Source organism: Bacillus zhangzhouensis, assembly GCF_000715205.1.
Lineage (GTDB): Bacteria > Bacillota > Bacilli > Bacillales > Bacillaceae > Bacillus > Bacillus zhangzhouensis.
Genome location: NZ_JOTP01000014.1, coordinates 1 through 25,672, shown reverse-complemented (window position 1 = coordinate 25,672; position 25,672 = coordinate 1). Strand labels below are relative to the sequence as shown.

The window sequence follows — 25,672 nt, the reverse complement described above, 5'->3', positions numbered from 1 at the left end:
TTTCTATTGATTCTGTTTCCTTTTCAGGTATGCAGAAATGCTGTTATACACATTTGGGTTTTCTAATGAAGAAAGGTCTGGTGAAGGCTTCTGTTCATACGCCCCTTTTAGTAAACGCCGGACGATTTTTCCGTTTCTTGTTTTCGGTAAAGCTGAAATAAGATGAATCTCTTTTGGTGTGAGCGCTTTTCCTGCATGTGAACCAACGTGTGCTTTGAGTTCTTGAATGAGCATTTCTTCTTCAAAAGAGTGTGAACTGGTCACTATGAAACACACGAGCGCCTCTCCCTTCACCTCATCTTTTACCCCAATCACAGCGGCTTCGTGCACGGCCGGATGTCCCACAAGGATGGATTCAATTTCAGCTGGACCGATGCGTTTGCCTGCTGTATTAATGACATCATCCGATCTGCCCGTGATATGGAATGCTCCGTCCTCTGTTTGCATGACCCAATCACCGTGTGTCCACACCCCGTCAAATCGTTTGAAATACGTGTCTTCATAACGCTCAGGCTCATTCCAAAAACCACATGTCATGCCGACCCATGGCTTTTTCACAACAAGCTCCCCTACTTCATTCATGACGCTCTGACCTGATTCATTATACACATCTGCCGCCATTCCTAAGATCGCCGCATTGAAGAGAATCGGTTTGATCGGACGAAGCAAAGTACTTCCTACAATGCCACCAGACACTTCGGTCCCCCCTGAATAGTTTAAGATAGGGATGTTCTTTTGACCGATTGTGTCAAAAAGCCATTGCCACGGTGCTTCATTCCAAGGTTCACCGGTAGAAATGATGGCTTTGACATGCGGAATTTCAATTTCTGCAAGGTTCTGCTGCATTGCAGAACGAACAAATGTAGGCGAAAGCCCAAAATGGGTCACTTTCTGTTGATGGATGAATGACCAGAGATGCTGTTCATCTGGATAATCGGGTGCGCCGTCATATAGAACAATCGCGGCTCCATTGATCAAGCCGCCAAAGACTAGAAACGGTCCCATCATCCAGCCCATGTCTGTGAGCCAAAACAGCCGGTCTCCTATTTTGACATCCATACAAAGACCAGCATCAAAAGCCGCTTTTACAGGAAAGCCTGCGTGTGTATGGACAGCTCCTTTTGGCGTACCAGTTGTTCCAGAGGTGTACAAGATCATGAGAGGGTCTTCATTTGTAACATAGGTCGTGTCGTCGTTCATCGGCTGTTCTTTTAATACATCATTTAGTCTTTCATCATCTTGATATCCAGTATCAGAGGAAGCATGCACAATGACTGTTTTGACGGTATTTGTTTTTTTGATCGCATCAGCGACACATGCTCGCATGTTGATGGTCTTTCCCCGCCTTGTCATTTCATGCCCTGTGACGACAATGGTTGCACCTGAAGCACGAATGCGTACGGCAAGAGGCTCGCTTCCATAGCCCGAGAAGACCGGACTAAAGATCACGCCAATCTTTGCAAAGGCAAGCATGACAGCAACCGTTTCAGGAAGCATCGGCATATAGATGATCGCCACATCCCCTTTTTGAAGCCCTTTCTTCAAAAAACCAGTTGCGAGACGATTGACTTTTTCCTGAAGATGGAGGTAGGACCAACTCTTTTCTTCCCCAGCTTCATTTCCCCAAATCACCGCTGGTTGATGTTTCGTCTCTTCTTTCTCCGTCCATTTGTCCACGGCCGTTTCGGTGATGTTTAATTGACCGCCTTTATACCACTTTGGCCACATGAATGAATCTTGACCTAATGCGGCTTCATACGGCACCTTCCACTGAATGCCGATGGCTTTTTCAGCTTCTTTCCAAAACCATTCTGTGCGCTCGATACTAGCTTGATAGAATGCGTCATAAGTAGAAAAACCAAGTGAGTGCATCCACTTGTAAAGACGTGTTGTTTTGATCATCTGCTCTCCCGGTATCCATGCTGGTTTCAGGTTCATCATAAGGAAGCCCCCTTTAGACCGGATAAACCGGATGTTTTCGTCTCGTAAATGTCATCTCTTTAGAGGTATAAGCTTGTAATCTATTGCACAGTTCCGCTCTTAAACGGTCAAATGGGATGACGCCGTCGACAATCATTTCAGAGGCAAGCTCGTATATATTCATATCTTCCTGGTATTCCTTGCGTTTCTCTTGTATAAATGCGGCTCTCTCTTCGGCAGGCAGTGCGGCAATTTTATTCGCATAGACAGCATTTACTGCGGCTTCTGGTCCCATCACAGCGATTTGCGCCGATGGAAGAGCAAGGCAGCAATCCGGCTCAAAGGCAGGCCCTGCCATTGCATATAATCCTGCACCGTATGCTTTACGCACGATGACGGATATTTTCGGAACAGTTGCCTCTGACATAGCAGAGATCATTTTCGCCCCGTGCCGAATAATGCCAGCTTGTTCCACTTTTGTTCCAATCATAAAACCCGGTATATCCGCAAGAAAGAGAAGTGGAAGATGAAAGGCGTCACATAGCTGAATAAACTTGGCAGCTTTGTCAGCCGAGTCATGAAATAAGACGCCGCCTTTCACCCTCGGCTGGTTGGCGATAAGACCAACAGGCTGACCATTCATGCGGCCAAAGCCTGTGATCAGCTCTGCGGCAAACAGCTTTTTGATTTCAAAAAATGATCCTTCATCGATGAGTAAATCAATGAGTTGATACATATCGAAAGGTGTATTCTGACCTTTAGGGATGAGGTCTTGGATGGATATCTCAGATGATTTAGGTGCTTTTGCAGCTTTCGTTTTTGGTCTTTCCGTATAGTTGGCAGGCATGTAGGTTAAATAATCACGCGCGATTTGAATGGCCTCTTCCTCTGTTTTCGCTAATATATCTCCGCATCCAGAAATGCTGCAATGCATTTTTGCCCCGCCCATTTCTTCGAGTGATACTTTTTCTCCAATCACCATTTCGGCCATTCGTGGAGAGCCTAAATACATGGAGGCATTTCCTTCGACCATGACGACGATATCACAAAAAGCAGGGATGTAAGCACCGCCAGCCGCAGAAGGACCAAATAGTAAACAAATTTGCGGGATACGTCCAGACAGCTTGACTTGGTTATAAAAAATGCGCCCTGCCCCCCTTCTGCCTGGAAACATGGCGATTTGATCGGTGATTCTAGCACCCGCAGAGTCGACTAAATACAGCATCGGACAGTTGAGCTTCTCGGCTGTTTCTTGGATTCTAATGATTTTCTCGACCGTTTTGACGCCCCATGAGCCAGCTTTTACGGTAGAGTCATTCGCCATGACGCAAACTGTCTGTCCATTCATACGCCCCGTCCCTGTGACGACACCATCTGCTGGTAAATGTTCATCTTTACACTCTGCAAACATAGCATCTTCAATAAAAGAATCCTGATCCAATAATAACTGGAGCCGATCACGGACGAACAATTTTCCTTTTTCTTTGTTTTTTTGATGATATCGCTCGGACCCGCCTTTAAGAATTCGCTGTTTATTTAATTCATATTCCTCGATCATGCCCATTCCCCTTTCTTGCTAATTGCCTCTATAATGAGGCGTTCGTTTTTCTTGAAAAGCCTGAAGACCTTCTATTCGATCTTTTGTATGAATGAGACGCAAATAGGCTTCGTATTCTTTCATGAGACCTGTGTGTATATTGTGATCAAGACTAGAATGAATGGCTTGTTTTGCTTCTTTTAAGGCGATAGGTCCATTTTGAGCGATTTGTTTTGCGAGGGTGATGGCATCATTCATGAGTGAATCTGCTAAAGAGATGTGTTCAATTAATCCGATTTGTAAGGCTTCATCTGCTTGTAAGGAAGCGCCTGTGAAAATGAGCTCTTTTGCTTTACCGAGCCCGATCAGGCGCGGAAGTCTTTGCGTACCCCCGGCCCCTGGAATGATAGCTAGTCCTGTTTCTGGCAGGCCGAGTCTTGCTCCAGCTCTTGCAATGCGAAGATCACAAGCCAGTGCAAGCTCAAGGCCTCCGCCAAGTGCGTGTCCGTTCATGACTGCAATGACAGGTATAGGCAGGGATTCAATCTCGGTAAAGGTTTGCTGAATCGTAAGAACGGCTTCTTTGGCTTCTTCTTCTGTCATCAAGCGTCGTTCTTTTAAATCTGCTCCTGCGCAAAAGACTTTAGAACCAGCTCCTGTTATGAGCAAACAGCGGATGCTTTCATCTTGTTTGATTTCTTGAATGGTTTGGTTGATCTCCTCCAGCATCCCAGCAGATAGGGAATTCACTTGTTCTGGTCTGTTTAAGGTCATGATGCCAATCTGCTCATCTTGTATCGAAAAATTGACCAATGATGTCATGTCATTCATCCTTTATTAAGTAGTATGAGAGTGAAAAGCACGTAAGCAGTGACTAGGCAGGGTTCGCTCTACTTTTGTTTCAATCCATTCTGCCGCTTTGATCAATGCAGGAAGGTCGATATTTGTTTCAATCCCCAGTTTTTGAAGCATATGCACCACATCTTCTGTCGCCACATTCCCGCTAGAGCCAGGTGCATATGGACAGCCGCCAAGCCCGCCGCTAGAGGAATCAAATATTGTGATTCCAGCTTTTAATGCCGTGTATATATTCGCAAGCCCCATCCCCTTCGTGTCATGAAAATGAAGAGCGATTTTATCAGCAGGAAAGCGTTCAAGTAAAATGTCTAATCGTCTTTCTACTTGCAGCGGATGGGCTTCTCCGATGGTATCACCGAGTGATATTTCATCGATGCCGTAGGAGAGCAGAATATCCGTTAACCGCAGCACTTGATCCATTGATACTTGTTTTTCATAGGGGCAGCCAAACACGGTAGAAATATACGCGCGAGTGTTCCTTCCTTCTGCTTTTAAATCTGCTGTCATTTGTTTGATGACTGGAAGGGTTTCATGTATAGATTGATTCATATTCTTCTTGTTATGTGTTTCACTCGAAGAGATAAACATAGCACCTACGTCAAGATTTGCTTCAAAAAAATGGGCTAAGCCTTTTTCGTTAGGAATGAGTGCTGCATAGGTGGTATCGTCTTTTTTGTTTAAGGATTGGGCTAATTGTTTGGCGTCCTTTAAGGCTGGAACCCATTTAGGATGGACAAATGATGTGACTTCAATATAAGGAAGACGGGATGCTGCTAGTAAATCGATCCATGCTCGCTTCTCGTTTGTGTCCAGCCAAGCTGATTCATTTTGCAGTCCGTCCCGCGGGCCGACCTCTCTGATAAGCACACGTTTTGGTAATGCCATTTGGCTTCCCTCCTATTCTGTCAGCTCCAGTAGCACCTCTCCTTCATCGACAAATTCACCCTCTGCCTTATACACTTTGCTAATCACACCTGCCTCTTCTGCAACGATTGGAATCTCCATTTTCATCGATTCTAAGATGGCGACTTCCTGCCCTTTTTGCACTTCATCCCCTTGTTTTACAAGAAGCTTCCATAAGTTCCCGGCCATTTGTATCGTGACGGTTTTCATGAACGGTTTTCCTCCCTTTTTTTCATCAGAAAATCGGTTGTGATCCTTCCATGTAAGAAATCAGATGATCCGGCCATTTCCCTTAAAAGTGGTAAATTCGTTTTGATCCCTTCTATTTTATATGCTTGTAATGCCGCTTTTAATCGTTCTATTGCGAGTTTTCGTGTATCGCCGTAAACAATCATTTTGGCAATCATTGGATCGTAAAATGGAGTAATAACGCTCCCGTTTGTCACACTTGACTCATGGCGTATATACGGGGCGACAGGTGTAGAAAGTGTAGTGATTGTACCTGGTGATGGATAAAATGTGACTGGATCTTCAGCATAGATTCGCACTTCGATGGCATGCCCAATTTGATGAATATCCTCCTGATTAAAGGAAAGCGGCTCTGATGCAGCGATTTTCAGCTGCTCCTCGACAAGGTCAATTCCTGTGATTTCTTCTGTGACAGGGTGCTCTACTTGCAATCTCGTGTTCATTTCTAGGAAATAAAACTGTTGATTTTGATCAACTAAACATTCAATCGTACCAGCATTTTCATAGCCAATCGCTTTGGCTGCTTTGACGGCCATTTGCCCCATCTGATGTCTCACCGATTCATCGAGACAGGCGGCTGGTGCTTCTTCAATGATTTTCTGATGTCTTCTCTGGAGTGAACAGTCTCGTTCAAATAAGTGAACCCCGTGGCCGAAGGAATCAAAGAGGACTTGAATTTCAATGTGCCGCGCGTGTTCAATCACCTTTTCCATATACAAAGTACCGTCGTTGAAAAAGCTTTGTGCTCTTTTTTGATTTCCTTCAAACGCTCTGTACAGCTCCTCGTCACTTCGAACGAGCTGCATGCCAATTCCCCCGCCTCCGCTTGATGCCTTTAGCATGACCGGATAACCGAGCGAATGCGCTTTATTAACCCCTTCGTCTGCGTCATGCAGTGGGGCTGATACACCTGGAACGATTAGGATGCCCGCTTGTTCCATCGTTTTTCTCGCTTCAATTTTATTCCCCATTTGCTGAATGACTTGTGCAGTTGGTCCAATAAAGGCCATTCCTTCGTTTCGACAACGATCAGCAAAATCGGCGTTCTCTGATAAAAGACCATATCCAGGATGGATGGCATCTGTATTTGTTTGTTTGGCCACCTTGATGATCGCTTCCACATTTAAATAGCTTTCAGATACTTTTGCGCCTCCGATTGGAAATGCGCTATCTGCTTCTTGCACATGAAGGGCATGCTTATCTGCCTCTGAATAAACGGCGACTGTTTTGATCCCGAGCCGTTTACAGGTCCGAATAATTCTACGAGCGATTTCGCCTCGATTGGCAATCAGTACTTGTTGAAACATCGCTACCTTCACTCCTTTATTAGATCAAGCGCCTGCTTTTTCAGTCGAAATTTTTGAATCTTTCCTGATGCGGTCATTGGATACTCATCTGTAATGAAAAAATATTTCGGGATTTTGTAGCGTGCCATTTGGGACTGACAATAGCTGGTTAATGTCTCAATCGTGACCGTACTCCCCTGTTTGAGCCGAATAAATGCGGCTACTTCTTCTCCGTATGTCTCGTCAGGAATACCAACGACCTGTGCGTCAAGAATGGCCGGATGAGTGTAAAGAACATCTTCAATCTCTTTTGGGTAAACATTCTCTCCGCCTCTGATGATCATATCTTTCAGCCGGCCTGTAATTTTCACATAGCCGTCATGATCCATCTCAGCTAAATCCCCCGTATGAAGCCACCCGTCCTTATCAATGACTTCATTTGTTGCTTCTTCATTTTTATAGTAGCCTTTCATGACATGATAGCCTCTTGTACACAGTTCCCCCTGCTCTCCTCTCGGCACCTCACTCGATGTGCCTGGTGCGACGATTTTCACTTCGATGTGAGGAAGCGCCCGCCCGACTGTTTGAACCCGTCTTTCAAATGGATCATCGGTTCTTGTTTGAGTAATGACAGGTGAGCTTTCGGTCTGACCATAGGCAATCGTGAGCTCCCTCAAACCCATTTTTTCAATAACTGCCTTCATCACATGAGATGGGCAAAGTGAACCGGCCATAATACCCGTTCGTAATGTGGACAGATCATAATGGAGAAAATTCGGATGATCAAGCTCTGCGTTGAACATCGTCGGGACGCCGTGAAGAACGGTGCACTTTTCTTTTTCAACTGTTTGAAGTACTCGCTCTGGATGGAAAGATTCAACTGGGATGATCGTTCCCCCTTTTGTCAGACAAGCAAGCACCCCAAGAACAGAGCCAAAGCAATGAAAGAAGGGTACTGGGATACACATTCGGTCTTGTTGGGTGAGTTTCATACAATCAGCGATTTGACTGGCATTGCAGACGATGTTGGTATGACTGAGCATGACTCCTTTTGGATAGCCGGTTGTACCTGAGGTATATTGCATATTAATGACATCATCAGGGGACAGCTGATTCATTCGTTTTTCCCATTCATGCGCCTCCGTTCTTTTGGCAGCAACTTGTATGCTGTCCCAGCTACGCATGCCGTTTGGTACGTTCTGGCCAATATATACGACACTTTTTAAATAAGGAAATGATGCCGATGATATCTCATCTTGATTAGCTGTTTGAAGCTCTGGGATCAGTTCTTCAATCATTCTGACATAGGATGTCTCTTTGAACCCGTCTACGATAAACAGCATTTTGCTATCAGAGTGCTTTAGTAAATAAGCGAGTTCCTGTGATTGAAAATTCGTATTCACGGTGACAAGAACAGCTCCGATGGAGGCAGAGGCGAATTGTAGAATGAGCCATTCAGGTACATTTGGTGCCATGATGGCGATATGATCCCCCTTTTGAACCCCTAATGCCATTAGACCTTTACCTGTTTCCTTGACCTTTCTATAAAACGCTTCGTATGAATAACGTAAAGAACGTTTTGGATAAACAATGGCTTCATGTGCTGGGTGCTGCTCCTTTTTCTCTCTTAATAGGGAGCCGATCGTCTGTGGTTGAATCGACATCATTGCTTTCCTCCTTCACAAATAGTAAGCGTTTTCATTGCAAGATTACGCTAACAGTTGTCTTGCGATGACTAGCCGCTGAATTTCAGATGTCCCTTCTCCGATTTCCATCAACTTCGCATCTCTCACGAGTCGTTCAACACCACATTCTTTCATGTAGCCAGTTCCGCCGTGAATTTGGACTGCATCAAGACTTGCTTTTGTCGCCATTTCAGAAGCGAAAAGCTTAGCATAGGCTGCTTCCTTTGTAAACGGCTTGCCGTTATCTTTCAGCCAAGCGGCTTTCCATACCATTTGTCTTGCGAGCTCTATTTGCATCGCCATATCCGCCAGCTTAAACTGAATGGCTTGAAAGGATGAGAGGGTCTGCCCAAATTGCTTTCTTTCTTTTGCATAGGATAGCGAGGCGTCAAGTGCCGCTTGCGCGATTCCAACAGATAGGGCGGCAATCGAAATTCGTCCCCCGTCTAATGTATATAAAAACTGCTTGAAGCCTTTGTTTGGGTCCCCTAATATATGATGCGCTGGTACACGTACGCCGTCTAAAATGATTTCAGCAGTATCTGATCCGCGCACCCCCATTTTGTCATATGGATTTGTAATTGATAGCCCTTTTTGTCCTTTCTCGACAATGAAGGCTGAGATGACCGGGCGGCCGTGCTCATCATGATCCGTAACAGCGGTAACGATAATGGTTCTGGCAAAATTGGCATTTGTGATCCAGCACTTCTCCCCGCTGATGATGTATTCTTGTCCGTCTTTAATCGCTTTTGTTTTCGTTCCTTTTGCATCTGATCCTGCGTTTGGTTCAGTTAATCCGAAGGAACCGAGTGCTGTTCCAGATGCTAGCGGGACAAGGTGATCCATCTTTTGCTCCTCTGTACCGAAATAATAAAGCGGGCTTGCACCTAAGGAGACAGCAGCGGCATAGCTAAGACCTGTACTTGCACACTGTTTTCCGATTTCTTCTACAGCCAGCGCATATGATATCGTATCTCCACCCGAGCCTCCATATTTTTCTGGAAAGGGTATGCCCATAAAGCCGAGCTCCCCCATTTTTTGAAATGTTTTGATAGGAAATACTGCCTGTTCATCAATCGTTTGAGCGAGCGGTGCAATTTCTGCTTTTGCGAATTCTTTGACCATTTGACGGATCATTTGTTGTTCTTTCGTTAATTCAAAGTCCATCTTGCTTCCCCCTTTGTCTCTTCTCTATCATATTTATTAATCAAGTCGCTGCTTCATGCCAAGCTTGATTGAATTCAGAAAATTAAAATAAAAATAGTAGAAAAAAAGGAAATGAAAAAAGCATAAATGAAAGAAACTTCTCATTCATGCTTTTTTCATTATTTTACTGTTTTTGTAGAAGGCTTGCTTTCATGATGAAGGCGATTAAGAGCCGTTACTTTGTAGGTAGCACTCTTCTTTTGGTTCACTGAAATGTCTTTGACGGGTGTCATTGCGCCTTTTTCTTTTCTGACCGTTTGCAGTAATTCATATGTTCCTTTATTCGTCAATCGATAGACCGCATAATAGGATGCAGTAGAATGTGGGTCATTTTTGATCTGTAAAGCCGCGCCACCCGCTGTTTTTTTCACAGATTGGATGATTGGTTTTTTTGGAGCTTTCTGATGAAGCCACGGCATTTCTGGGATGAGAGCCGGTTTGCTATATGTCTCCTCTATTAATCGATCCTTTACATTCAAAGGGTTACGATTGATATCTTTTAGACTAAAATGCATGCTTCCCTGCACGAGTGGAGACTCCCTGTTCAGCTTGATTTGGCGAAAATATTCCTCGGGATCAGACCAAGCGGGGTCACTGTTTTGATTGATTTTATAAGTCGCTTGACCAATGTATAGGTGAACGGGCTCTCCCTTCACTTCATTTGACCACCATTTCGTCAATACATCATAGGCGGCTGCCTGAAAGCCGATGCTCCAGTAAATTTGTGGAGTGACATAATCGATATTGTGCTGCTGAATCCACTCTCTTGTATCAGCATACAAATCATCGTAGTTGGTCATCCCCGCTGTGGTGTTTGAACCAGTTGGATCGTCTTTTATATTGCGCCATACCCCAAACGGGCTAATGCCAAATTTCACATACGGCTTTTCTTTCTTAATAGTTTCGTTGATTTGCTGCACCAATTGATTCACATTATCTCTTCGCCAATCTTCTATACGCGTGAATGTCTTTTTTCCATATGTTTCATACGTTTCTTGATCTGGAAATGGCACACCTGCAATTTTATACGGGTAAAAATAATCATCCATATGCACCGCATCAATATCATAGTTCTTCACGACTTCTTCTATGCCGCCTACAATGAAGTCCTGAGCCTCAGGAATGCCTGGATTATAATAAAGCTGATTTCCGTACGCAATCGTCCAATCAGGATGTTTTTTTGCAGGGTGATCGGCTGATAACCGGCTGAGGTCTGTATGGTTCATTGTGATTCGATAAGGGTTAAACCAAGCATGAAACTCCAGGCCTCGTCTATGTGCTTCTTCTATCATGAATTCAAGCGGGTCATACCCAGGATCTTTCCCTTGCGTTCCGGTCAAATATTCTGACCACGGTCCGTATGCCGAAGGATAAAAGGCATCTGCTGTTGGTTTAATTTGCATGATGATGGCGTTCATATTCATCGCTTTGATCTCATCTAACAAATGAATGAACTCTTGTTTCTGGTCTGCGGCAGACAGCCCTTTCTTTGAAGGCCAATCCAAATTATAAACCGATGCGACCCAAACTGCACGCATCTCCCTGCTGCTTTCAAGCTTCCCTTTTGGCATGGGACGGGCTAGACTACTAGATGGAATCAATAAGAATACAAACATCAAAATTAGCGTCAGAAACATCATACTGATCTTTTTCAGCATATTTTGCATCACCTCATATCAAGTTTATTCTGCGATTTGTGATGGAATGCCAGCAGATGGTGTAAGCAGGATGTTTTTCATTTCATTGAGCTGCGCTTCAGGTACTTCGCACGCTTCGATTAAATACCGCTCTGCACTCCCGTATGTCTCCATCATCTCGCTTAGCACATCTTCAAGGTAATCTTGCTGCACACCAAGAAGCGGCTGAATTTGTTCTTTTGATACCCGGTATAAACTCATCATTCGGACAAATCGTTCCTGCCTTCTGACTAGCATTTGCACTCCTTCATTGGAGCGCATGTATTCACTTAAAACGGTATGCACCGGTACACCGGCTGCTAATTGAATAAGGGCAGATAAAAACCCCGTACGGTCCTTTCCGCTCGTACAGTGAAGCATAAGCGGATAATTTTTCTCTTCTGACAGTAGTGTAAACAACTGCTGAATCTCTTCTTTACGCTCGGTGAGCATGCTTTGATATAAATCTTTCATGATCGGCGTAAATGAGAGAGACTCCCCTTCTGCTACCAGCATACGAAGCATAGCCCATTTACTAGGCATCTTACTGTCAGGCTGCATGGGGATATGGATGATTTTGTCGTGTTCCCTGATCTTTGGCGGATGTGATTTACGTTCTGAGGTTGTACGGAGGTCGCAAACGGTTTGAATCCCAAGCTTCGAGAACATCGCAATATCTTGTTTCGTGAGGCGGGATAAATCTGCGGATCGATAAATCATTCCCTGCTTGATCAACATCTCATCTGCTGTTTGAAGTCCCCCTACTTCTCTAAAATTTGCAAGCTTTGAAAATGGGTTGTTTGACTGATTCATAGAAGTTAAAGTCCTTTCCTTCATTTTTCCTTTCTCTATCATACGCTTTTATAGAAAAGGAGAAAAGAGAAGCACACGACCCGATCATCATGTAAAAGGAATTATTGGTATAATGAAAAAAAGACATTCGGATTGATTGGAGATTGTAGCATGATAAAAACAAAACGGATCCAGCAAATCAAAGAGTATGTGTTTGACCGGGAATCTGCCTCACTTGATGAGCTTGTAGCGTATTTTGGCGTCTCCAAAAACACGATACGCCGAGATGTACAAGTATTGGTTGAATCCGGCGTGCTAAAGAAAGTATATGGCGGTGTGGCTGTGAACCACTCAACGCTAGTGGTGTATCAAGAGCGTAAAACACGTCAGCTGAGTAAAAAACAACTGATCGGTCAGACCGCTGCCGCTTTAGTCGAAAATGGGGATATGATTTTTGTTGATTCTGGTACGACAACCCTGGAGATGCTTCCCTATTTGACTGAGAAACAGGTAACCGTTGTGACAAATAATGTGGACTTCATCACACAGGCGATGCCTTATGAAAATCTCACCATCTTTTCCACCGGCGGGATGCTTGAGCGAAAAACGAATTCTTTCGTTGGCTATCAAAGTGTAGAGCGTCTAAAAGCATACAATGTGAATAAAGCGTTTATTGCGTCAACTGGTTTATCCATTGATCACGGCGTCACGAATTCTTCCCCGCTTGAAACGGATATTAAAAAAACACTCGTTCAAAAAAGTGCAAAAACGTTTTTATTAGTCGATGATAGTAAATTTGATCATTATGCTCTGACCACGTTTTGTGACTTACAAGATATTGATGTCGTCGTGACCAATAAAGAGCCAAATGAAGAGTATCTTCAATATGGAAAAGAGCATGATGTGCGGTTTGTCACGCCTTCATCTTAGGAGACACGAAAGCTTGTAACCGTTTTCCAACGGTTCAAAACAGAGGAAAGAAAAAAACGGCTCAGGAATTTGAGCCGTTTTTTGAATCATTCATCTCAAGCTGCATGATTAAGTGGAATAAATATCGGTACATTGCCGAGATCACGTCTATGAAAGGCGTATCTTCTTGGATGTCATCAAGCTCAAGAAGCTGTAAATTCACATCGAACAAGCCGTCTTGTCCATTAAATTGAAGCTGAGCACCATTAAATGGCGACAGCATTTCCTTTAGAATACCCGTGTCTTTTTTAGGCCGTTTTAATCCGAATAACACAGTATACGTTTGAAACACTTCGTCCCATTCAACGGCTAATCCATCGACCTTCACCACATCAAACCACTTCGATTCGATATAAATGAATTCTTTTTGTTGTTTTTTTACATATGTAAGCGGTGTGTTTAAAAATGAGGAGGCTTCCGTTTGAATCATTTCCTCTGTTTCCTTGTCCACACGCTCTATATATACATCGGCAAAGCGTGCTTCTTCCTTTATTCTTGCACCTTCTAACGGCCAATTGTGACGCGCCGCTTCGTCATATTCAAAGTCCGTCAGCGCCTGCCCTTCTTTCAATACATCTTGTAAGCGATTTTTAAGCGACATGGCTTTGTCTCCTTTCATCTACTTCATTTGCGTTTATTATTTTAGCATAACACACGAAAAGAAAGATATGTCCCAGTATATGATGGTATCATAGTGTAAAAAGAAATATCTCGGAGGGGTACGTTTTGCTCACAATGACACTGGCAGAAAAAATCGTAGACGAGGTCAAAAAAGTGCTGACTGAGGAAGTCATCATCGCACAAACAAACGGTACCATCATTGCGGCAACAGATCCCGCACGTATTGGTCAATTTCATGAAGGGGCATACCTTACGTCCTTTGAAGGACAGAAACGAATCCTTACAAAAGACGACGAAAAGCATATGAAAGGTGTCAAAGCTGGTATCAATCTGCCCATTTACTTTGAGCAAGAAGTCATTGGTGTGATTGGGATGACAGGAGATCCTGTACATGTGTCCCCTTTTGGCGAAATATTACGAAAAATGACTGAGCTGCTCATACAAGAACATGAATTTTTTCAAGAGTCTGAAACAGATGAACGGCAGCTTGAAGCGTTTGTGTTCGACTGGCTTCATTTGCCGGAGACATCCATTGATATCATTGAAAAAGCGCAGCGGCTTCAGCTTGATGTCCAAAAGCAGCGTGCAGTTGTCCTGATCGATTGTCAGGATGAATCATTTATGAAGCAGGAGCAATATAAAGCAATGAAGGCTGTGCTTCATCTCACCAAGCAGGAGATCATCGTGCGCTGGGGACATGCGCGTTTTTTGCTGATGCTGCAAACAACTGCGGAAGGTCGTGACGCTTTGCAGCAGCGCCTTTTTCACATGCATGCCTCGCTCTCAGCGCTATCCACGTCGAAAATATTGATTGGTACGGGGAAACCAGCGGCTTCTCATTTGATGAAGCAATCTTTTCATCAAGCCTTTCGTGCATTAAAATTGGCGCATGCTGATACACCGATTGTGTTTGATGAAGATTTGACGCTTGAGCTTTTTATCGAAGAAGTTAGTCAGGAAACAAAAGAAGTGTTTCTTGATCGAACGATTGCGCCCCTTCTCCCCTATCCTGAACTGGTGAAAACATTGCGGATACTCATGACATCAGATTACTCATTGAAATACACCGCAGAAGCGATGCATGTACATATCAATACACTGCATTACAGGTTAAAACGAATCCAAGATTTAACGACACTTGATCCAAAACGCATGCAAGATGCGATGCTCTTTTATTTAGCATTGATGCTGCTAGATCATGATACAAAAAAACCAACAAAACAGCCAGATATTTTGTAGAATCGTCCATAGGCATGAGGCGGTTCTTTTTTTATACTGGAAGAAACGATACGTCAAATCAGTGGGAGTGAATGTACATGTTAGATTCTGAATTTTCAAATCAATTAAAAGAGATTGCAGGTGCGTCTTATGTACAAGACAGCAAGGCGGATCGTCTTGCCTACTCTTATGATGCGACACCAAATTTTCAGCATATGCCAGATGCCATCGTGAGCCCTCACACAGTCGAGGAAGTGCAGCAAATTGTTCGGCTTTGCGCCTTATACAAGGTGCCGATCGTGCCAAGAGGATCAGGAACCAATCTTTGTGCAGGAACTTGTCCCACACAAGGCGGCCTTGTGATGCTGTTTACAAGAATGAACCAATTAATAGAAATAGACGAAGAAAACCTCACCGCAATTGTGCAGCCTGGCTTGATTACCCAGGAGCTCATTCGCCAAGTAGAGGAAAGAGGTCTTTTCTATCCACCTGATCCAAGCTCTATGAAAATCTCTACGTTAGGCGGAAATATTAATGAAAATTCAGGTGGTCTAAGAGGCTTAAAGTATGGTGTGACAAGAGATTATGTCCTTGGACTTGAAGTGGTTTTGCCAAACGGTGACATCATCAAAACAGGCGGCAAGCTCGCAAAGGACGTAGCTGGATATGATTTGACCCGTTTATTCGTTGGTTCAGAAGGAACGCTCGGGATTGTCACAGAAGCAACGCTGAAGCTTTTGCCGCTTCCAGAAACAAAACAAACGATGCTTTGCTTATACGAAAGCCTAGAGGAAGCCGCTACTTCTGTCTCGGCCATTATTGCAGAGCGGATCATCCCCGCCACATTAGAATTTATGGATCAGCCAACCCTAGAAGTCGTTGAGGATTTTGCGAAAATTGGTCTGCCTACTGACGTTCAAGCGGTGCTATTAATTGAACAGGACGGCAATCCTGAAGCAGTTTCCCGTGATATGCAAACCATCGCAGCAGTTTGCCTGGAGCATGGTGCAAAAAGCGTCAATATCGCACATTCTGAAGAAGAGGCAAGTGCGCTCTTAACAGCGAGACGGTCCGCTTTATCTGCTCTTGCCCGGTTAAGCCCGACAACCATTTTAGAAGATGCTACAGTACCCCGGTCTGAGATTGCCAATATGGTGCGGGCGATCGAAGACATTGCGAGGGAATACGAAGTGAAAATATGTACGTTTGGTCATGCAGGTGATGGGAACTTACATCCTACTTGTGCAACAGATGCAAGAAATGAAGAAGAAATGAAGCGGGTGGAAGAAGCGTTTCAGGCTATTTTTGAAAAAGCGGTCTCACTTGGCGGCACCATTACTGGTGAACATGGCGTGGGCCTTATGAAAGCCCCTTATTTGGAGCTGAAGGTCAAAAAAGAAGGAATCGCGGCAATGAAAGCCATTAAAGAAGCACTTGACCCGGAAAATATCATGAACCCCGATAAAGTGTTTGGAAAATCAACAAGAAAGCGGGTGGTGGTCTCATGAATTCCTCTAAACAAAAAGAGATTCAGCAAAAGTTCCAGCAGCAAATGGATGAAAAGGAGCTGCTCAATTGTATGCGCTGCGGATTCTGCCTCCCTTCCTGCCCTACCTATATTGAATCCGGTCAACAAGAAACGCACTCTCCCCGCGGCCGAATTGCTTTAATGAAGGCGGTAAGGGACGGTGTGATTGAACCAGATGAAGATGTCGAACATTCACTTAATCTTTGTCTTGGCTGCCGTGCATGTGAACCGGTCTGCCCTTCTGGTGTCAAGTATGGGCGATTACTTGAAGATGCCAGAGACATCATTCAGCAGCATAAAAAACAATCGTTTCCTGTTAAATGGATGAGGCGTGCTGTTTTTAAAGGTCTCTTTCCTTCACAAAGCCGTATGCGACAAACCGCAAGTCTTCTTAGATTTTATCAAACATCTGGTTTGCAAACTGCTGCACGTAAGACTGGGATGCTGAAGGTGCTTCCCTCGCATTTACAGCTCATGGAACAGGCACTCCCAAAGGTGCCGCGTCAAAAGAAAAGCCGTTTGACTGAATACAAAGCCACCAGCCCAGCAAGAAAACGTGTCGCATTTTTTTCTGGCTGTTTAATGGACACGGTTTTTTCCAGTACAAACGAAGCGACAATCCAGCTACTGCAGCTGTCAGGCTGTGACGTTGTCGTCCCTCCTATTCAGACGTGCTGCGGAGCACTTCATGGTCATAGTGGAGAAAAAGAGCAAGCGAAACAGTTAGCAAAGCAGAATATTGAAGCCTTTGAGGAGGCGGATGTAGATGCAATTGTTATGAATGCAGGCGGATGTGGTGCCTTTTTAAGTGATTACGATCATTTGCTTCAGGATGATCCAGCTTTTCAAAAGCGAAGTGAAGCCTTCTCAAAGAAAATCACGGATATATCAGACATTCTAGTGGAGCTGGAATTTCATCGCCGCATTCCTTTGGCTTTGCCTGAACAAGTCATCACCTATCAAGACTCTTGTCATTTACGGAATGGAATGGGTGTACAAGGCGCGCCAAGGGTGCTTATGAAGGCGATTCATGGTGTTTCGTTCAAAGAAATGAAGGATGCCGATCGCTGCTGCGGCTCGGCAGGGATTTACAACATCTTGCAGCCAAAAATGTCGATGCAAATTTTAGATCATAAAATGACGGAAGCAAGTCTATCAACGGCTGCTGCCATTGTCACATCTAATCCTGGCTGTCAATTGCAAATGGTGGCAGGGATCAAACGCTCAGGGCACTCATCGAGCATGCGAGCCGTTCATCTCGCTGACTTTTTATTAGAAGCCGTCCAATATGGAAAAGAAGCGTCCAGCTCATGAAGCTGAACGCTTTTTTCATGCATATCTTCAGACAATTGGTTGGATAATAGAGGAAAATCGCGGAAGGAGACGGTTCAAGTGCTGAAGAAAAACAAACAACATCAGAAGGACCCGAATTCAGTGTTTGAGGCATTATCACGTTCAGCAGATTTCACCAATGAACTGTCTCATATTGAAGATCTCTACTACCGGATTTCATTTTTCCGCTCTTTAATTAACGGAAACCTTCTACATGAACAGATTCTTCCTTGTATCAAACAAAGAAGTGCTCTTCAAACATTAGAAGAATTAAGAGAGCTGATTCCAATTGAACAAGCTGTCATCACTAGCGAGCATCAGAAAATAAGCAACAGTCTCCAACGTGGATATATCGCCATTCGTTTTAGCTCTGATTGGAGCAAAGCGCTTCTCCTCCCAATCGAAGAAAAAAAAGGCAGGCCGGTCGGTCCGCCTGAACTTGAATTTGGCATCATCAGTGCACAGGAAGCCTTTGTCGAAGTTCTTGACACAAATTTAAATTTAATTAGACGAAGACTCCCAACACCAGATTTAAGAGTTGTGGAAAAGACTGTCGGATCGTTATCTCAAACAAAGGTCGCGATCCTTTATATTGATCAAGTGGCGAATCCCGATAACGTCGAGACGGTTATTCAGCGAATTGAAGATGTCAATTATGATCAAATTTTAGATGCGAATTATCTTGTTCAAATGCTCTATGACGTGTCTAATACCATTTTTCCGCTTTTTTTAAATACAGAACGACCAGATCGTGTTTCTTCAGGGTTAACCGAAGGGAAAATTGCGATCATGGTCGATGGTTCACCGCATAGCTTGCTTGCACCGACCATTCTGTTAGAGTATTTTTCAACAATGGAAGACTATAACATGTCTTGGATCGCAGCTTCTTGCTTCCGCCTTTTACGTATGTTTGCCGTCATTTTTTCTATTTTTGCCACGCCTTTATATGTTGCGGTTTTAACATTTCATTATGAACTGATCCCGACTGATTTATTGGAAACCATTGTTGCATCACGATATCTTGTTCCTTTTCCGCCCATTATCGAAGCGCTGTTTTTAGAGATTTCAATTGAATTGTTAAGAGAAGCTGGCTCCCGCCTGCCAACAAAGGTAGGTCAGACGTTAGGTATTGTTGGAGGGATTGTCATTGGACAAGCGGCCGTTGCAGCAGGGTTAACGAGTAATATTTTACTCATTATCGTGGCATTATCAGCCCTTGCCTCTTTCGTTACACCTATTTACAAAATGGGTAGCGCCATTCGGCTTCTACGCTTTCCTTTCCTATTTGCAGCACAGATTTGGGGTGCACTTGGTATCAGTTTAATGGCCTCATTCCTCATCACCCATTTAATGAAATTGACATCGATTGGTCAGCCATATTTAGAGCCGATTTATCCGCTTCGCTTAGCAGACTTAAAAGACAGTTTTATTCGTCCGCAGCTCCGCTTTCTAAAAAACAGACCGAAAAATTTACGTGGACAAAATGAAACCATTCATCGCCAAAAGCCTAAGCAGGGACGCAAGGGGAAAAACGATTTTTATGAATAAGGAAGTGACATCATGAGCTCATCTTCTGTCAAAGAGAAATTTCAATTGTCCCCTTTTTTTGTATTGTTTTTAATCAATGCCAACCAAACAGGTGTTGGCGCCTTAAGCTTTCAGGCGAACCTTGTGCGATCCGTGAATAATGATGGATGGATAGCCATTCTGATCGCAGGTTTAAGCGTGAACTTGATGATTTTTCTCATTTATTTTATGTTTCGACAATCTCCTACCTCAGAATTTAGTGAAATTACTCAATTTGTGTTAGGTAAATGGCTCGGACAGTTTTTCAATGTGCTTTATATTCTCTATTTTTCTTCGTTATCTTTGATCGTACTTGTTCATTATATGGATGTCGTTCACGTATGGCTTTTTAAAGACATCCCTGGCCTGCTATTTGCAGGTGTCTTGCTTTTACTCGTTTATTATATTCATACAGGCGGATTCAGAACGGTGGCTGGATGGGCTTTTTTTAGTATTGTCCTGACGTACTGGCTGACGTTTGTTTGTTTTTATGTCATGAAATATAGTCACATTCGCTTGATGTTTCCAATGTTTGATCATTCGATGTCAGAGATGCTCGTCGGCGTCAAGGATGCCTCTATGACGATGTTTGGCTTTGAAACACTGCTTGTTTATTATCCTTTTATCAAAAAAGCTCAAACCTCACAAAAGTATGCCCAGATTAGTGCAGCAGCTACAACCGTTTTAAGTATGTTTCTTTTTTTAATTTCCATTGCTTATTACTCAAGTGCACAAATTAAATTAACGAAATGGCCGACACTCACGTTAACAAGCATTGTCAAGCTCCCTTTTATCCAGCGATTTGAATTTATTGAAATATCAATGTGGCTATTGATCATTATCCCAAATGTTGCAATCCCCTTATGGGCAGCTAGTAGAATGGCAAAACAGGTTTTTCACACAAAACAGTCGATCACTTTACTCGTACTCAGTGTCATTGTTTTAACGATGTTCACATTTTTTATAGATGCCACAAGCTTTGAAACCTTTAATGAATGGATTGAATATAGTGGGTTTGTCCTTATTTATGGTTTTATTACATTACTTGCAATTGCCTTATTGCTCAAAAAAAGGCTGGTGAAAAAAAGAGCATGAAACGTTATCTTCTTATCAGTCTCATGTTAGTCAGTATCACGTTATCTAGCTGCGCGCAGCCGCGACTTTTAGATGAATTGAACATTGCTCAAGCAGCAGGATTTGATTTGTTAGAAGAAGGAGAAATGAAGGGGTTTTTTGTCTTCCCTGTATTTAAGCGTGAACAGCAAGGCAGTTATCAAATATTAAGTGCACGATCCAACACGCTGAGCAACATTCAATTTCTCGTATCAGAAAAATCTCCTTTTCCTGTCGTCATGGGTCAGGTGCAGGTGATTTTGATTAGTGAAAAGCTAGCGACAGAAGTCGGTATGATTGACTTAATGAATTACATTTACCGTGATCCCATTATCGGAGCAAGACAGGTTTTTGCGATAGTCGGCGGTGAAGTGGAAGATCTTTTATACACAAAAATGAATCAAACCAACTTAAATATTGGGGTGTATATCGCTGACCTTCTCTCGCAAAATATGCGTAACGGCAATGAGCCATTGACGAATCAGCACATTTTTATGAATCAGATGCTTGCAAAAGGTGTGGATGCATACCTTCCTTATATCAAAAAAACAAGCAATGCCATACATGTCACAGGGGTTGCCTTATTTGATAATGAAAAAATGGTTGACCAAATTCCAGGGGACAAAGCCTTTACATTTAAAGCGATGATTGAGAACCATAAAAATGGTATTTATGAGTTTAGGTTAGGTGATCATGCGAAAACGCATGTTGTGATTGAAAACATCAAATCACATGTGTCCTATCAAATACGGAAAACAGAGCATTTGAGAAGGAAACCTAAGGTGACGATCACCATCAAACTTAAGGGTGAATTAAAAGAATTCATGAAATACAAAAGAATTGATTCCCCCTCGATCTTACAGCATGTCGAAAAAGAAGTGGAAAAACGTATTGCTCAGCAAGGAAAAGACCTTGTTCAATCATTTAAAAAGCAAAAAATAGATCCGCTTGGACTAGGCTTGAGATATCGGTCAAAGGACAAAGCAATGACACCAGAAAAATGGGAGGAAATTTATCCTGATGTAGATGTTCACATCAAATGCCAGATGAAAATTGTTCAAACCGGCGTGAGCCAATAATTGAAAAAGACTGCATATGAAAAGGGCTTAGCCATTTTTCAAGGGCAGTCTTTTTTTAATCTTCATCTTTTACATCCGGATCTTCAGGAATCGGTTCATTTAAGATCTCTTGGACGAGCTCTTTATATTGTTCAAGCTGCTTCAAATGTGTTTGAAACTGTCCTTGATAAATCAGGTAAGATTCTCCGTCAAATACGTAGCGAATCTTTTTTTGCTGGATTAATTTTTCAATATACGCTTCTGATACTTCTAAGTATTCAGCTGTTTCTGTGATTGTTAAATACATGCATGTGCACCACCCGTTCGTTTCATCTCACAAATTATATCACGAGCTGTTCAAAAAACGGATACCGCCTGTTCATGTTTTTTTCATCTTTTCTTCATTGATTCGTCAACTCCCTTATGTACAGTATTCATACACACAATTTTTAGGAGGTGACCATTCTTCACATGACAAGGAAAAGAATTCGAACGTATGCTGCTTTTTCAATTGTGGGTGCAAGTAACACACTGATTGACTTCATGATCTTTTTTCTTCTGACCGCCTGCTTTGTCCCCTATTTTCTTGCGCAGTGCCTTTCCTACAGTGCAGGGATGATGAACAGCTATTTTTGGAATCGAAAATGGACGTTTCAAGTAAAAAAGAAAGCCGACAAGTGGGAATGGATCAAATGGATGACCGTCAATGGAGCAGCGTGCCTCCTTACCTATCTTGTCCTATATGTCATGCAGCAATTAGGTTGTACATTATTATTAAGTAAAGTGATCGCTACCTTTGCAGGTTTCATGATCACATTTACTGGAAGCCGTGTGTGGGTCTTTCAATCAGTCAATAAAAAAGCAGAAATGGAGCGTTGATCTCATGAACATAAAAAAAGCCGTTATACCAGCAGCCGGATTAGGAACACGTTTTTTACCAGCTACCAAAGCACAGCCAAAGGAAATGCTGCCTATCGTAGACAAACCCGCCATTCAATATATAGTAGAAGAGGCTGTTGAATCAGGGATTGAAGATATTCTCATCATCACTGGGAGAAATAAGAAATCAATTGAAGATCACTTCGATCGGTCGATCGAGCTAGAACAAAATTTACTCGAAAAAGGAAAGAATGAACAGCTGGCTGAAATCAGACATATTGCGGAAATGGCCAATATTCATTATATTCGTCAGAAGGAACCTCTAGGTCTCGGACATGCAGTGTTATGTGCACGTCATTTTACCGGAAATGATCCTTTTGCTGTTCTTTTAGGTGATGATGTGATGGTATCAGACAAACCCGCCCTCTCTCAGCTCATGGAAGTCTATGAAGACAAACAAACAGAGGTAATTGGTGTTCAGCAAGTCGATCGTCTAGATGTCAGTAAGTATGGTATGATAAGACCAGCTAGACTAGAAGGTCATGTGTTTGAAGTCACAGACTTGGTGGAAAAGCCAGCCATTCATGAGGCGCCTTCCGATTTAGCCGTGATGGGCAGGTATCTTTTAACCCCATCGATTTTTTCTGTGTTAGAAAGAATCGGCAGAGGCGCTGGCAACGAAATACAGCTGACAGACGCTCTGAAAGAGATTGCACATCAATCACCCATTTATGCAAAACGATTAGATGGTTTGAGATTTGATGTTGGAGATAAGCTTGGCTGTTTTAAGGCAGCGACTGAAATTGGATTAATGCGTCATGATATGAGGCCAGCCATGCTAGCATATATAGAAAGCATACTCATGAGAGAAGCAAAACAAGCATAAGCTCTTATAAGAATGCTTGAAGAAAATCGTATTTAAAGGCAGTGTGAAATGAATGGGAACCTTTTTTAATGAAATTTTAACCTGGCTGACAAGCCTCGGTTACGTAGGTGTTGCACTTGGACTCATGATTGAAATCATTCCGAGTGAAATTGTTCTGGCCTATGGCGGATATATGGTATCAACAGGAACCATTGGTTTTGTTGGGGCTGTCATTGCTGGGGTCATTGGAGGCACGCTTGCGCAGTGCTTTATTTATTGGATTGGTCTTTACGGCGGAAGACCTTTTTTAACAAAGTACGGAAAATATTTATTCATCCATGAGCATCATATTGCCACTGCAGAGCGCTGGTTTGACCGATATGGAACAGGTGTCGTGTTTACAGCGCGCTTTATCCCTGTTGTGCGCCATGCCATCTCGATCCCAGCCGGTATTGCCAAGATGCCATTTTTAAAATTTGTCCTCTTGACTGGATTAGCCGCCATCCCTTGGTCCATCTTATTTATCTATCTCGGGATGCAGCTCGGGACAAAGTGGGATCACATTCAAAGTGTTGCCCACACTTATACAACACCTATTATGGCTATTGCCATCGTCCTTATCGTTCTGTATTTCGTGCTAAAAAAAATGCGTACGAATCGAAAACGGACAATCTAACGAAAACGCCTTTCACTGATGTTGTGAAAGGCGTTTTTTTCTGTTAGTGTGTCGATTGTTTTTTCATATATTTGGATAATTCCATAATCATTGCACCCATTCTCTCAAAAGACGGGGCAAGAATGCGGTCTACTCCCTCCTCTTTTAAAGCTTCAGCCGTTACTTTTCCGACAGCTACAGCCAGTACATGCTGCTCAAATAGGTCTTGCAGTTCTTCTTTTCTGCCCCATTCTGATGCTAGTTTGAAAAAGGCATGAACCTGAACTGCGGTCGTAAAGCAGACGGCCTGGACTTTCCCATCTTTCATTTCTTGAAGCAATGTTTCAGCAGCCTCTGGTTCAGGAGGCGTGTGCTGATATGGTAATAGCGGCAAAACGTCTGCCCCTTTATCATGTAAAAATTGCATGAGAGCTGGCGCATTTTCGCCGTGAAGCTGAACCATGACCCGTTTGCCTTGAAACTCTTTGTCTTCAAGCTTTGAGATGAGATCACGAATGGTTCCATCTTCATCAGAAACATCTGGCTGAATTCCGTGTTTTTTGAGAGCAGCAAAGGTTTTGTACCCTCTTGAAGCGATGTGGGCTTTTGATAAAATGTTCATAAATGCTTCTCCGAGAGTTAGTTCTTCTGCACTCTCAATTAATGTATTTGTGCCGATGCCTGTTGTTAAAATCACCCAGTCAGCCCCTTGTTTCACAAAGGTTTCGATGCCTGGTTTTAACTCCTCTTTGGCTAAAAACACTGTTCCTTGAAGGGAGCGAATAACGGCTTGTCCTCCTTGCTTTTCAACAAGTGTACGCATTTCTTCTGTTTTTCTCGTTCCACAAATGGCAATCGTTTTTCCTGCTAAGCCTTTACTCATTCTATCCCTCTTTTTCTATCACATATTATATGTATTAAATATAGATTTATTTGGAAGAGGTTGCAAGTGTCTACTAAAAAAGAGCTTGACGTTTCTGTGGAATTCGAGTATCTTTTGTAAGTGCAAATTGTAGGAGGTCATTATGGAAAAACAGAATGTTCAAGCAATTCGATTATCAATTGCAGACCCAACACCACTTGGTTTGTTTGGTTTAGCAATGGTGACGCTCGTTGCGTCCTCACAAAAACTAGGAATCACAGATGGCACTTCCCTTATCTTACCTTGGGCTATCTTCCTTGGAGGAATCGCGCAGCTTATTGCGTCCATACAAGATTCAAAGCATCATAATATTTTTGGTGCCACTGCCTTTGGCGCATTCGGTCTTTTTTGGATGGGCGTTGGAACCACTTGGCTCATTCAAGCTGGCGTTTTTGGGAAAACGCTTGCGGGAGCTGCGGATCCAAAACAACTAGGTTTTGCTTTTATTGGTTATTTGATTTTCAGCTTGTTTATGACGATCGGTGCAATGGAAACACATAAAGTGTTATTTATGATTTTCGTCTTTATTGATTTCTTATTCATTGGCCTTTCCCTTAGCTCGTTTGGTGTGATGTACGATGTGACCCATACCATTGCAGGCGTATCAGAGTTGATCATTTCCCTGCTTTCATTCTATGGTTCTGCAGCGGTTGTGCTCAATACACATTTTGGTCGTACTGTGCTGCCAGTTGGACAACCATTTCGCGTTTTTACAAAAGAATAAATAAAAAAAGAACTGCTCTGTGCAGTTCTCAGGCTGTCGAGAAAATCTCGACAGATTTATTTTTATAATTAAAGTTTACATTCTACAGTTTTTTTTTTGTTATTATCATA

The 25,672-nt window shown here is 43.0% G+C and carries 24 protein-coding genes; 11 read left to right on the top strand and 13 right to left on the bottom strand.

Annotated features, from left to right (window positions below; all coding sequences use genetic code 11):
* Positions 1-3: 3 nt before the first annotated feature.
* The 10 genes from BA70_RS12435 to BA70_RS12390 all read right to left on the bottom strand — a co-directional run bounded on the left by BA70_RS12435 (position 4) and on the right by BA70_RS12390 (position 12,133).
* On the bottom strand, positions 4-1,941 hold the full coding sequence (locus tag BA70_RS12435) for an AMP-binding protein (protein WP_034322712.1): 1,938 nt from the start codon (positions 1,939-1,941) through the stop codon (positions 4-6).
* Between the two features lie 13 nt (positions 1,942-1,954).
* On the bottom strand, positions 1,955-3,478 hold the full coding sequence (locus BA70_RS12430) for an acyl-CoA carboxylase subunit beta (protein WP_149865363.1): 1,524 nt from the start codon (positions 3,476-3,478) through the stop codon (positions 1,955-1,957).
* An 18-nt stretch (positions 3,479-3,496) separates the two neighbouring features.
* Positions 3,497-4,279 (bottom strand): enoyl-CoA hydratase, encoded by a 783-nt coding sequence (locus tag BA70_RS12425; protein ID WP_034322705.1) that lies wholly within the window; start codon positions 4,277-4,279, stop codon positions 3,497-3,499.
* Between the two features lie 15 nt (positions 4,280-4,294).
* Positions 4,295-5,200 (bottom strand): hydroxymethylglutaryl-CoA lyase, encoded by a 906-nt coding sequence (locus BA70_RS12420; protein WP_034322702.1) that lies wholly within the window; start codon positions 5,198-5,200, stop codon positions 4,295-4,297.
* A 12-nt stretch (positions 5,201-5,212) separates the two neighbouring features.
* Positions 5,213-5,428: an acetyl-CoA carboxylase biotin carboxyl carrier protein subunit gene (locus BA70_RS12415; RefSeq protein ID WP_034322699.1), complete on the bottom strand. Its 216-nt coding sequence runs from the start codon at positions 5,426-5,428 to the stop codon at positions 5,213-5,215.
* Positions 5,425-6,774 carry an acetyl-CoA carboxylase biotin carboxylase subunit gene (locus BA70_RS12410; protein WP_034322697.1) on the bottom strand — a complete coding sequence of 450 codons (1,350 nt, stop codon included), beginning with the start codon at positions 6,772-6,774 and terminating at the stop codon, positions 5,425-5,427. The genes BA70_RS12415 and BA70_RS12410 overlap by 4 nt, the downstream gene beginning before the upstream one ends.
* An 8-nt stretch (positions 6,775-6,782) precedes the next feature.
* Positions 6,783-8,420, bottom strand: a complete 1,638-nt coding sequence (locus BA70_RS12405) for an AMP-binding protein (protein WP_034322695.1) — start codon at positions 8,418-8,420, stop codon at positions 6,783-6,785.
* Positions 8,421-8,462: 42 nt separating this feature from the next.
* Positions 8,463-9,605, bottom strand: coding sequence for an acyl-CoA dehydrogenase family protein (locus BA70_RS12400; protein WP_034322693.1), 1,143 nt, complete (start codon positions 9,603-9,605; stop codon positions 8,463-8,465).
* Between the two features lie 158 nt (positions 9,606-9,763).
* Complete coding sequence (locus BA70_RS12395) at positions 9,764-11,302, bottom strand: glycoside hydrolase family 10-like protein (RefSeq protein ID WP_078061718.1); 1,539 nt, start codon at positions 11,300-11,302, stop codon at positions 9,764-9,766.
* A 24-nt stretch (positions 11,303-11,326) separates the two neighbouring features.
* On the bottom strand, positions 11,327-12,133 hold the full coding sequence (locus tag BA70_RS12390) for a tyrosine-protein phosphatase (protein ID WP_034322832.1): 807 nt from the start codon (positions 12,131-12,133) through the stop codon (positions 11,327-11,329).
* A 150-nt stretch (positions 12,134-12,283) separates the two neighbouring features.
* Here BA70_RS12390 and BA70_RS12385 point away from each other — a divergent pair, with 150 nt between their 5' ends.
* Positions 12,284-13,042 carry a DeoR/GlpR family DNA-binding transcription regulator gene (locus BA70_RS12385; RefSeq protein WP_034322688.1) on the top strand — a complete coding sequence of 253 codons (759 nt, stop codon included), beginning with the start codon at positions 12,284-12,286 and terminating at the stop codon, positions 13,040-13,042.
* A 61-nt stretch (positions 13,043-13,103) separates the two neighbouring features.
* Here the strand turns inward: BA70_RS12385 and BA70_RS12380 are convergent, their stop codons facing one another.
* Positions 13,104-13,682 carry a hypothetical protein gene (locus BA70_RS12380; RefSeq protein ID WP_034322685.1) on the bottom strand — a complete coding sequence of 193 codons (579 nt, stop codon included), beginning with the start codon at positions 13,680-13,682 and terminating at the stop codon, positions 13,104-13,106.
* A 125-nt stretch (positions 13,683-13,807) separates the two neighbouring features.
* On the opposite strand from BA70_RS12380, the gene BA70_RS12375 reads away from it, so the two are divergent.
* From BA70_RS12375 to BA70_RS12350, 6 genes are all read left to right on the top strand, one after another.
* Positions 13,808-14,941, top strand: a complete 1,134-nt coding sequence (locus BA70_RS12375; RefSeq protein ID WP_034322682.1) for a CdaR family transcriptional regulator — start codon at positions 13,808-13,810, stop codon at positions 14,939-14,941.
* 77 nt (positions 14,942-15,018) lie between these two features.
* Positions 15,019-16,428 carry a glycolate oxidase subunit GlcD gene (glcD, locus tag BA70_RS12370; RefSeq protein WP_034322679.1) on the top strand — a complete coding sequence of 470 codons (1,410 nt, stop codon included), beginning with the start codon at positions 15,019-15,021 and terminating at the stop codon, positions 16,426-16,428.
* A complete protein-coding gene (locus BA70_RS12365) occupies positions 16,425-17,762 on the top strand; it encodes a (Fe-S)-binding protein (protein ID WP_034322676.1) in 1,338 nt (445 codons plus the stop codon). The genes glcD and BA70_RS12365 overlap by 4 nt, the downstream gene beginning before the upstream one ends.
* Before the next feature lie 78 nt (positions 17,763-17,840).
* On the top strand, positions 17,841-19,328 hold the full coding sequence (locus tag BA70_RS12360) for a spore germination protein (protein WP_034322673.1): 1,488 nt from the start codon (positions 17,841-17,843) through the stop codon (positions 19,326-19,328).
* A gap of 12 nt (positions 19,329-19,340) precedes the next feature.
* The gene (locus BA70_RS12355; RefSeq protein ID WP_034322671.1) at positions 19,341-20,441 is read left to right on the top strand and encodes a GerAB/ArcD/ProY family transporter; all 1,101 of its coding nucleotides are present in this window, start codon (positions 19,341-19,343) and stop codon (positions 20,439-20,441) included.
* Positions 20,438-21,538 (top strand): Ger(x)C family spore germination protein, encoded by a 1,101-nt coding sequence (locus BA70_RS12350; RefSeq protein WP_034322668.1) that lies wholly within the window; start codon positions 20,438-20,440, stop codon positions 21,536-21,538. The genes BA70_RS12355 and BA70_RS12350 overlap by 4 nt, the downstream gene beginning before the upstream one ends.
* Positions 21,539-21,593: 55 nt before the next feature.
* Here the strand turns inward: BA70_RS12350 and BA70_RS12345 are convergent, their stop codons facing one another.
* Positions 21,594-21,824 carry an excisionase family DNA-binding protein gene (locus tag BA70_RS12345; protein WP_034322665.1) on the bottom strand — a complete coding sequence of 77 codons (231 nt, stop codon included), beginning with the start codon at positions 21,822-21,824 and terminating at the stop codon, positions 21,594-21,596.
* A gap of 164 nt (positions 21,825-21,988) precedes the next feature.
* Here BA70_RS12345 and BA70_RS12340 point away from each other — a divergent pair, with 164 nt between their 5' ends.
* The 3 genes from BA70_RS12340 to uptA are packed head-to-tail and all read left to right on the top strand — an operon-like array spanning position 21,989 to position 23,937.
* On the top strand, positions 21,989-22,396 hold the full coding sequence (locus BA70_RS12340) for a GtrA family protein (protein ID WP_034322662.1): 408 nt from the start codon (positions 21,989-21,991) through the stop codon (positions 22,394-22,396).
* Positions 22,397-22,400: 4 nt separating this feature from the next.
* Entirely contained in the window at positions 22,401-23,282 is an 882-nt protein-coding gene (galU, locus tag BA70_RS12335) for a UTP--glucose-1-phosphate uridylyltransferase GalU (protein WP_034322659.1), read from the top strand.
* A 52-nt stretch (positions 23,283-23,334) separates the two neighbouring features.
* Positions 23,335-23,937, top strand: a complete 603-nt coding sequence (gene uptA / locus BA70_RS12330) for an undecaprenyl phosphate transporter UptA (RefSeq protein WP_034322656.1) — start codon at positions 23,335-23,337, stop codon at positions 23,935-23,937.
* 43 nt (positions 23,938-23,980) lie between these two features.
* On the opposite strand, the gene BA70_RS12325 is transcribed toward uptA, so the two are convergent.
* Positions 23,981-24,799: a uroporphyrinogen-III synthase gene (locus BA70_RS12325; protein WP_034322653.1), complete on the bottom strand. Its 819-nt coding sequence runs from the start codon at positions 24,797-24,799 to the stop codon at positions 23,981-23,983.
* A 142-nt stretch (positions 24,800-24,941) separates the two neighbouring features.
* On the opposite strand from BA70_RS12325, the gene BA70_RS12320 reads away from it, so the two are divergent.
* A complete protein-coding gene (locus tag BA70_RS12320) occupies positions 24,942-25,562 on the top strand; it encodes an acetate uptake transporter (protein WP_034322650.1) in 621 nt (206 codons plus the stop codon).
* Positions 25,563-25,672 lie beyond the last annotated feature (110 nt).

Coding starts and splice junctions, on each gene's coding strand:
- BA70_RS12435 (WP_034322712.1), bottom strand. CDS start 1,941: ATGATGAACCTGAAACCAGCATGGATACCGGGAGAGCAGATGATCAAA.
- BA70_RS12430 (WP_149865363.1), bottom strand. CDS start 3,478: ATGATCGAGGAATATGAATTAAATAAACAGCGAATTCTTAAAGGCGGG.
- BA70_RS12425 (WP_034322705.1), bottom strand. CDS start 4,279: ATGACATCATTGGTCAATTTTTCGATACAAGATGAGCAGATTGGCATC.
- BA70_RS12420 (WP_034322702.1), bottom strand. CDS start 5,200: ATGGCATTACCAAAACGTGTGCTTATCAGAGAGGTCGGCCCGCGGGAC.
- BA70_RS12415 (WP_034322699.1), bottom strand. CDS start 5,428: ATGAAAACCGTCACGATACAAATGGCCGGGAACTTATGGAAGCTTCTT.
- BA70_RS12410 (WP_034322697.1), bottom strand. CDS start 6,774: ATGTTTCAACAAGTACTGATTGCCAATCGAGGCGAAATCGCTCGTAGA.
- BA70_RS12405 (WP_034322695.1), bottom strand. CDS start 8,420: ATGATGTCGATTCAACCACAGACGATCGGCTCCCTATTAAGAGAGAAA.
- BA70_RS12400 (WP_034322693.1), bottom strand. CDS start 9,605: ATGGACTTTGAATTAACGAAAGAACAACAAATGATCCGTCAAATGGTC.
- BA70_RS12395 (WP_078061718.1), bottom strand. CDS start 11,302: ATGCTGAAAAAGATCAGTATGATGTTTCTGACGCTAATTTTGATGTTT.
- BA70_RS12390 (WP_034322832.1), bottom strand. CDS start 12,133: ATGAATCAGTCAAACAACCCATTTTCAAAGCTTGCAAATTTTAGAGAA.
- BA70_RS12385 (WP_034322688.1), top strand. CDS start 12,284: ATGATAAAAACAAAACGGATCCAGCAAATCAAAGAGTATGTGTTTGAC.
- BA70_RS12380 (WP_034322685.1), bottom strand. CDS start 13,682: ATGTCGCTTAAAAATCGCTTACAAGATGTATTGAAAGAAGGGCAGGCG.
- glcD (WP_034322679.1), top strand. CDS start 15,019: ATGTTAGATTCTGAATTTTCAAATCAATTAAAAGAGATTGCAGGTGCG.
- BA70_RS12365 (WP_034322676.1), top strand. CDS start 16,425: ATGAATTCCTCTAAACAAAAAGAGATTCAGCAAAAGTTCCAGCAGCAA.
- BA70_RS12355 (WP_034322671.1), top strand. CDS start 19,341: ATGAGCTCATCTTCTGTCAAAGAGAAATTTCAATTGTCCCCTTTTTTT.
- BA70_RS12350 (WP_034322668.1), top strand. CDS start 20,438: ATGAAACGTTATCTTCTTATCAGTCTCATGTTAGTCAGTATCACGTTA.
- BA70_RS12345 (WP_034322665.1), bottom strand. CDS start 21,824: ATGTATTTAACAATCACAGAAACAGCTGAATACTTAGAAGTATCAGAA.
- BA70_RS12340 (WP_034322662.1), top strand. CDS start 21,989: ATGACAAGGAAAAGAATTCGAACGTATGCTGCTTTTTCAATTGTGGGT.
- galU (WP_034322659.1), top strand. CDS start 22,401: ATGAACATAAAAAAAGCCGTTATACCAGCAGCCGGATTAGGAACACGT.
- uptA (WP_034322656.1), top strand. CDS start 23,335: ATGGGAACCTTTTTTAATGAAATTTTAACCTGGCTGACAAGCCTCGGT.
- BA70_RS12325 (WP_034322653.1), bottom strand. CDS start 24,799: ATGAGTAAAGGCTTAGCAGGAAAAACGATTGCCATTTGTGGAACGAGA.
- BA70_RS12320 (WP_034322650.1), top strand. CDS start 24,942: ATGGAAAAACAGAATGTTCAAGCAATTCGATTATCAATTGCAGACCCA.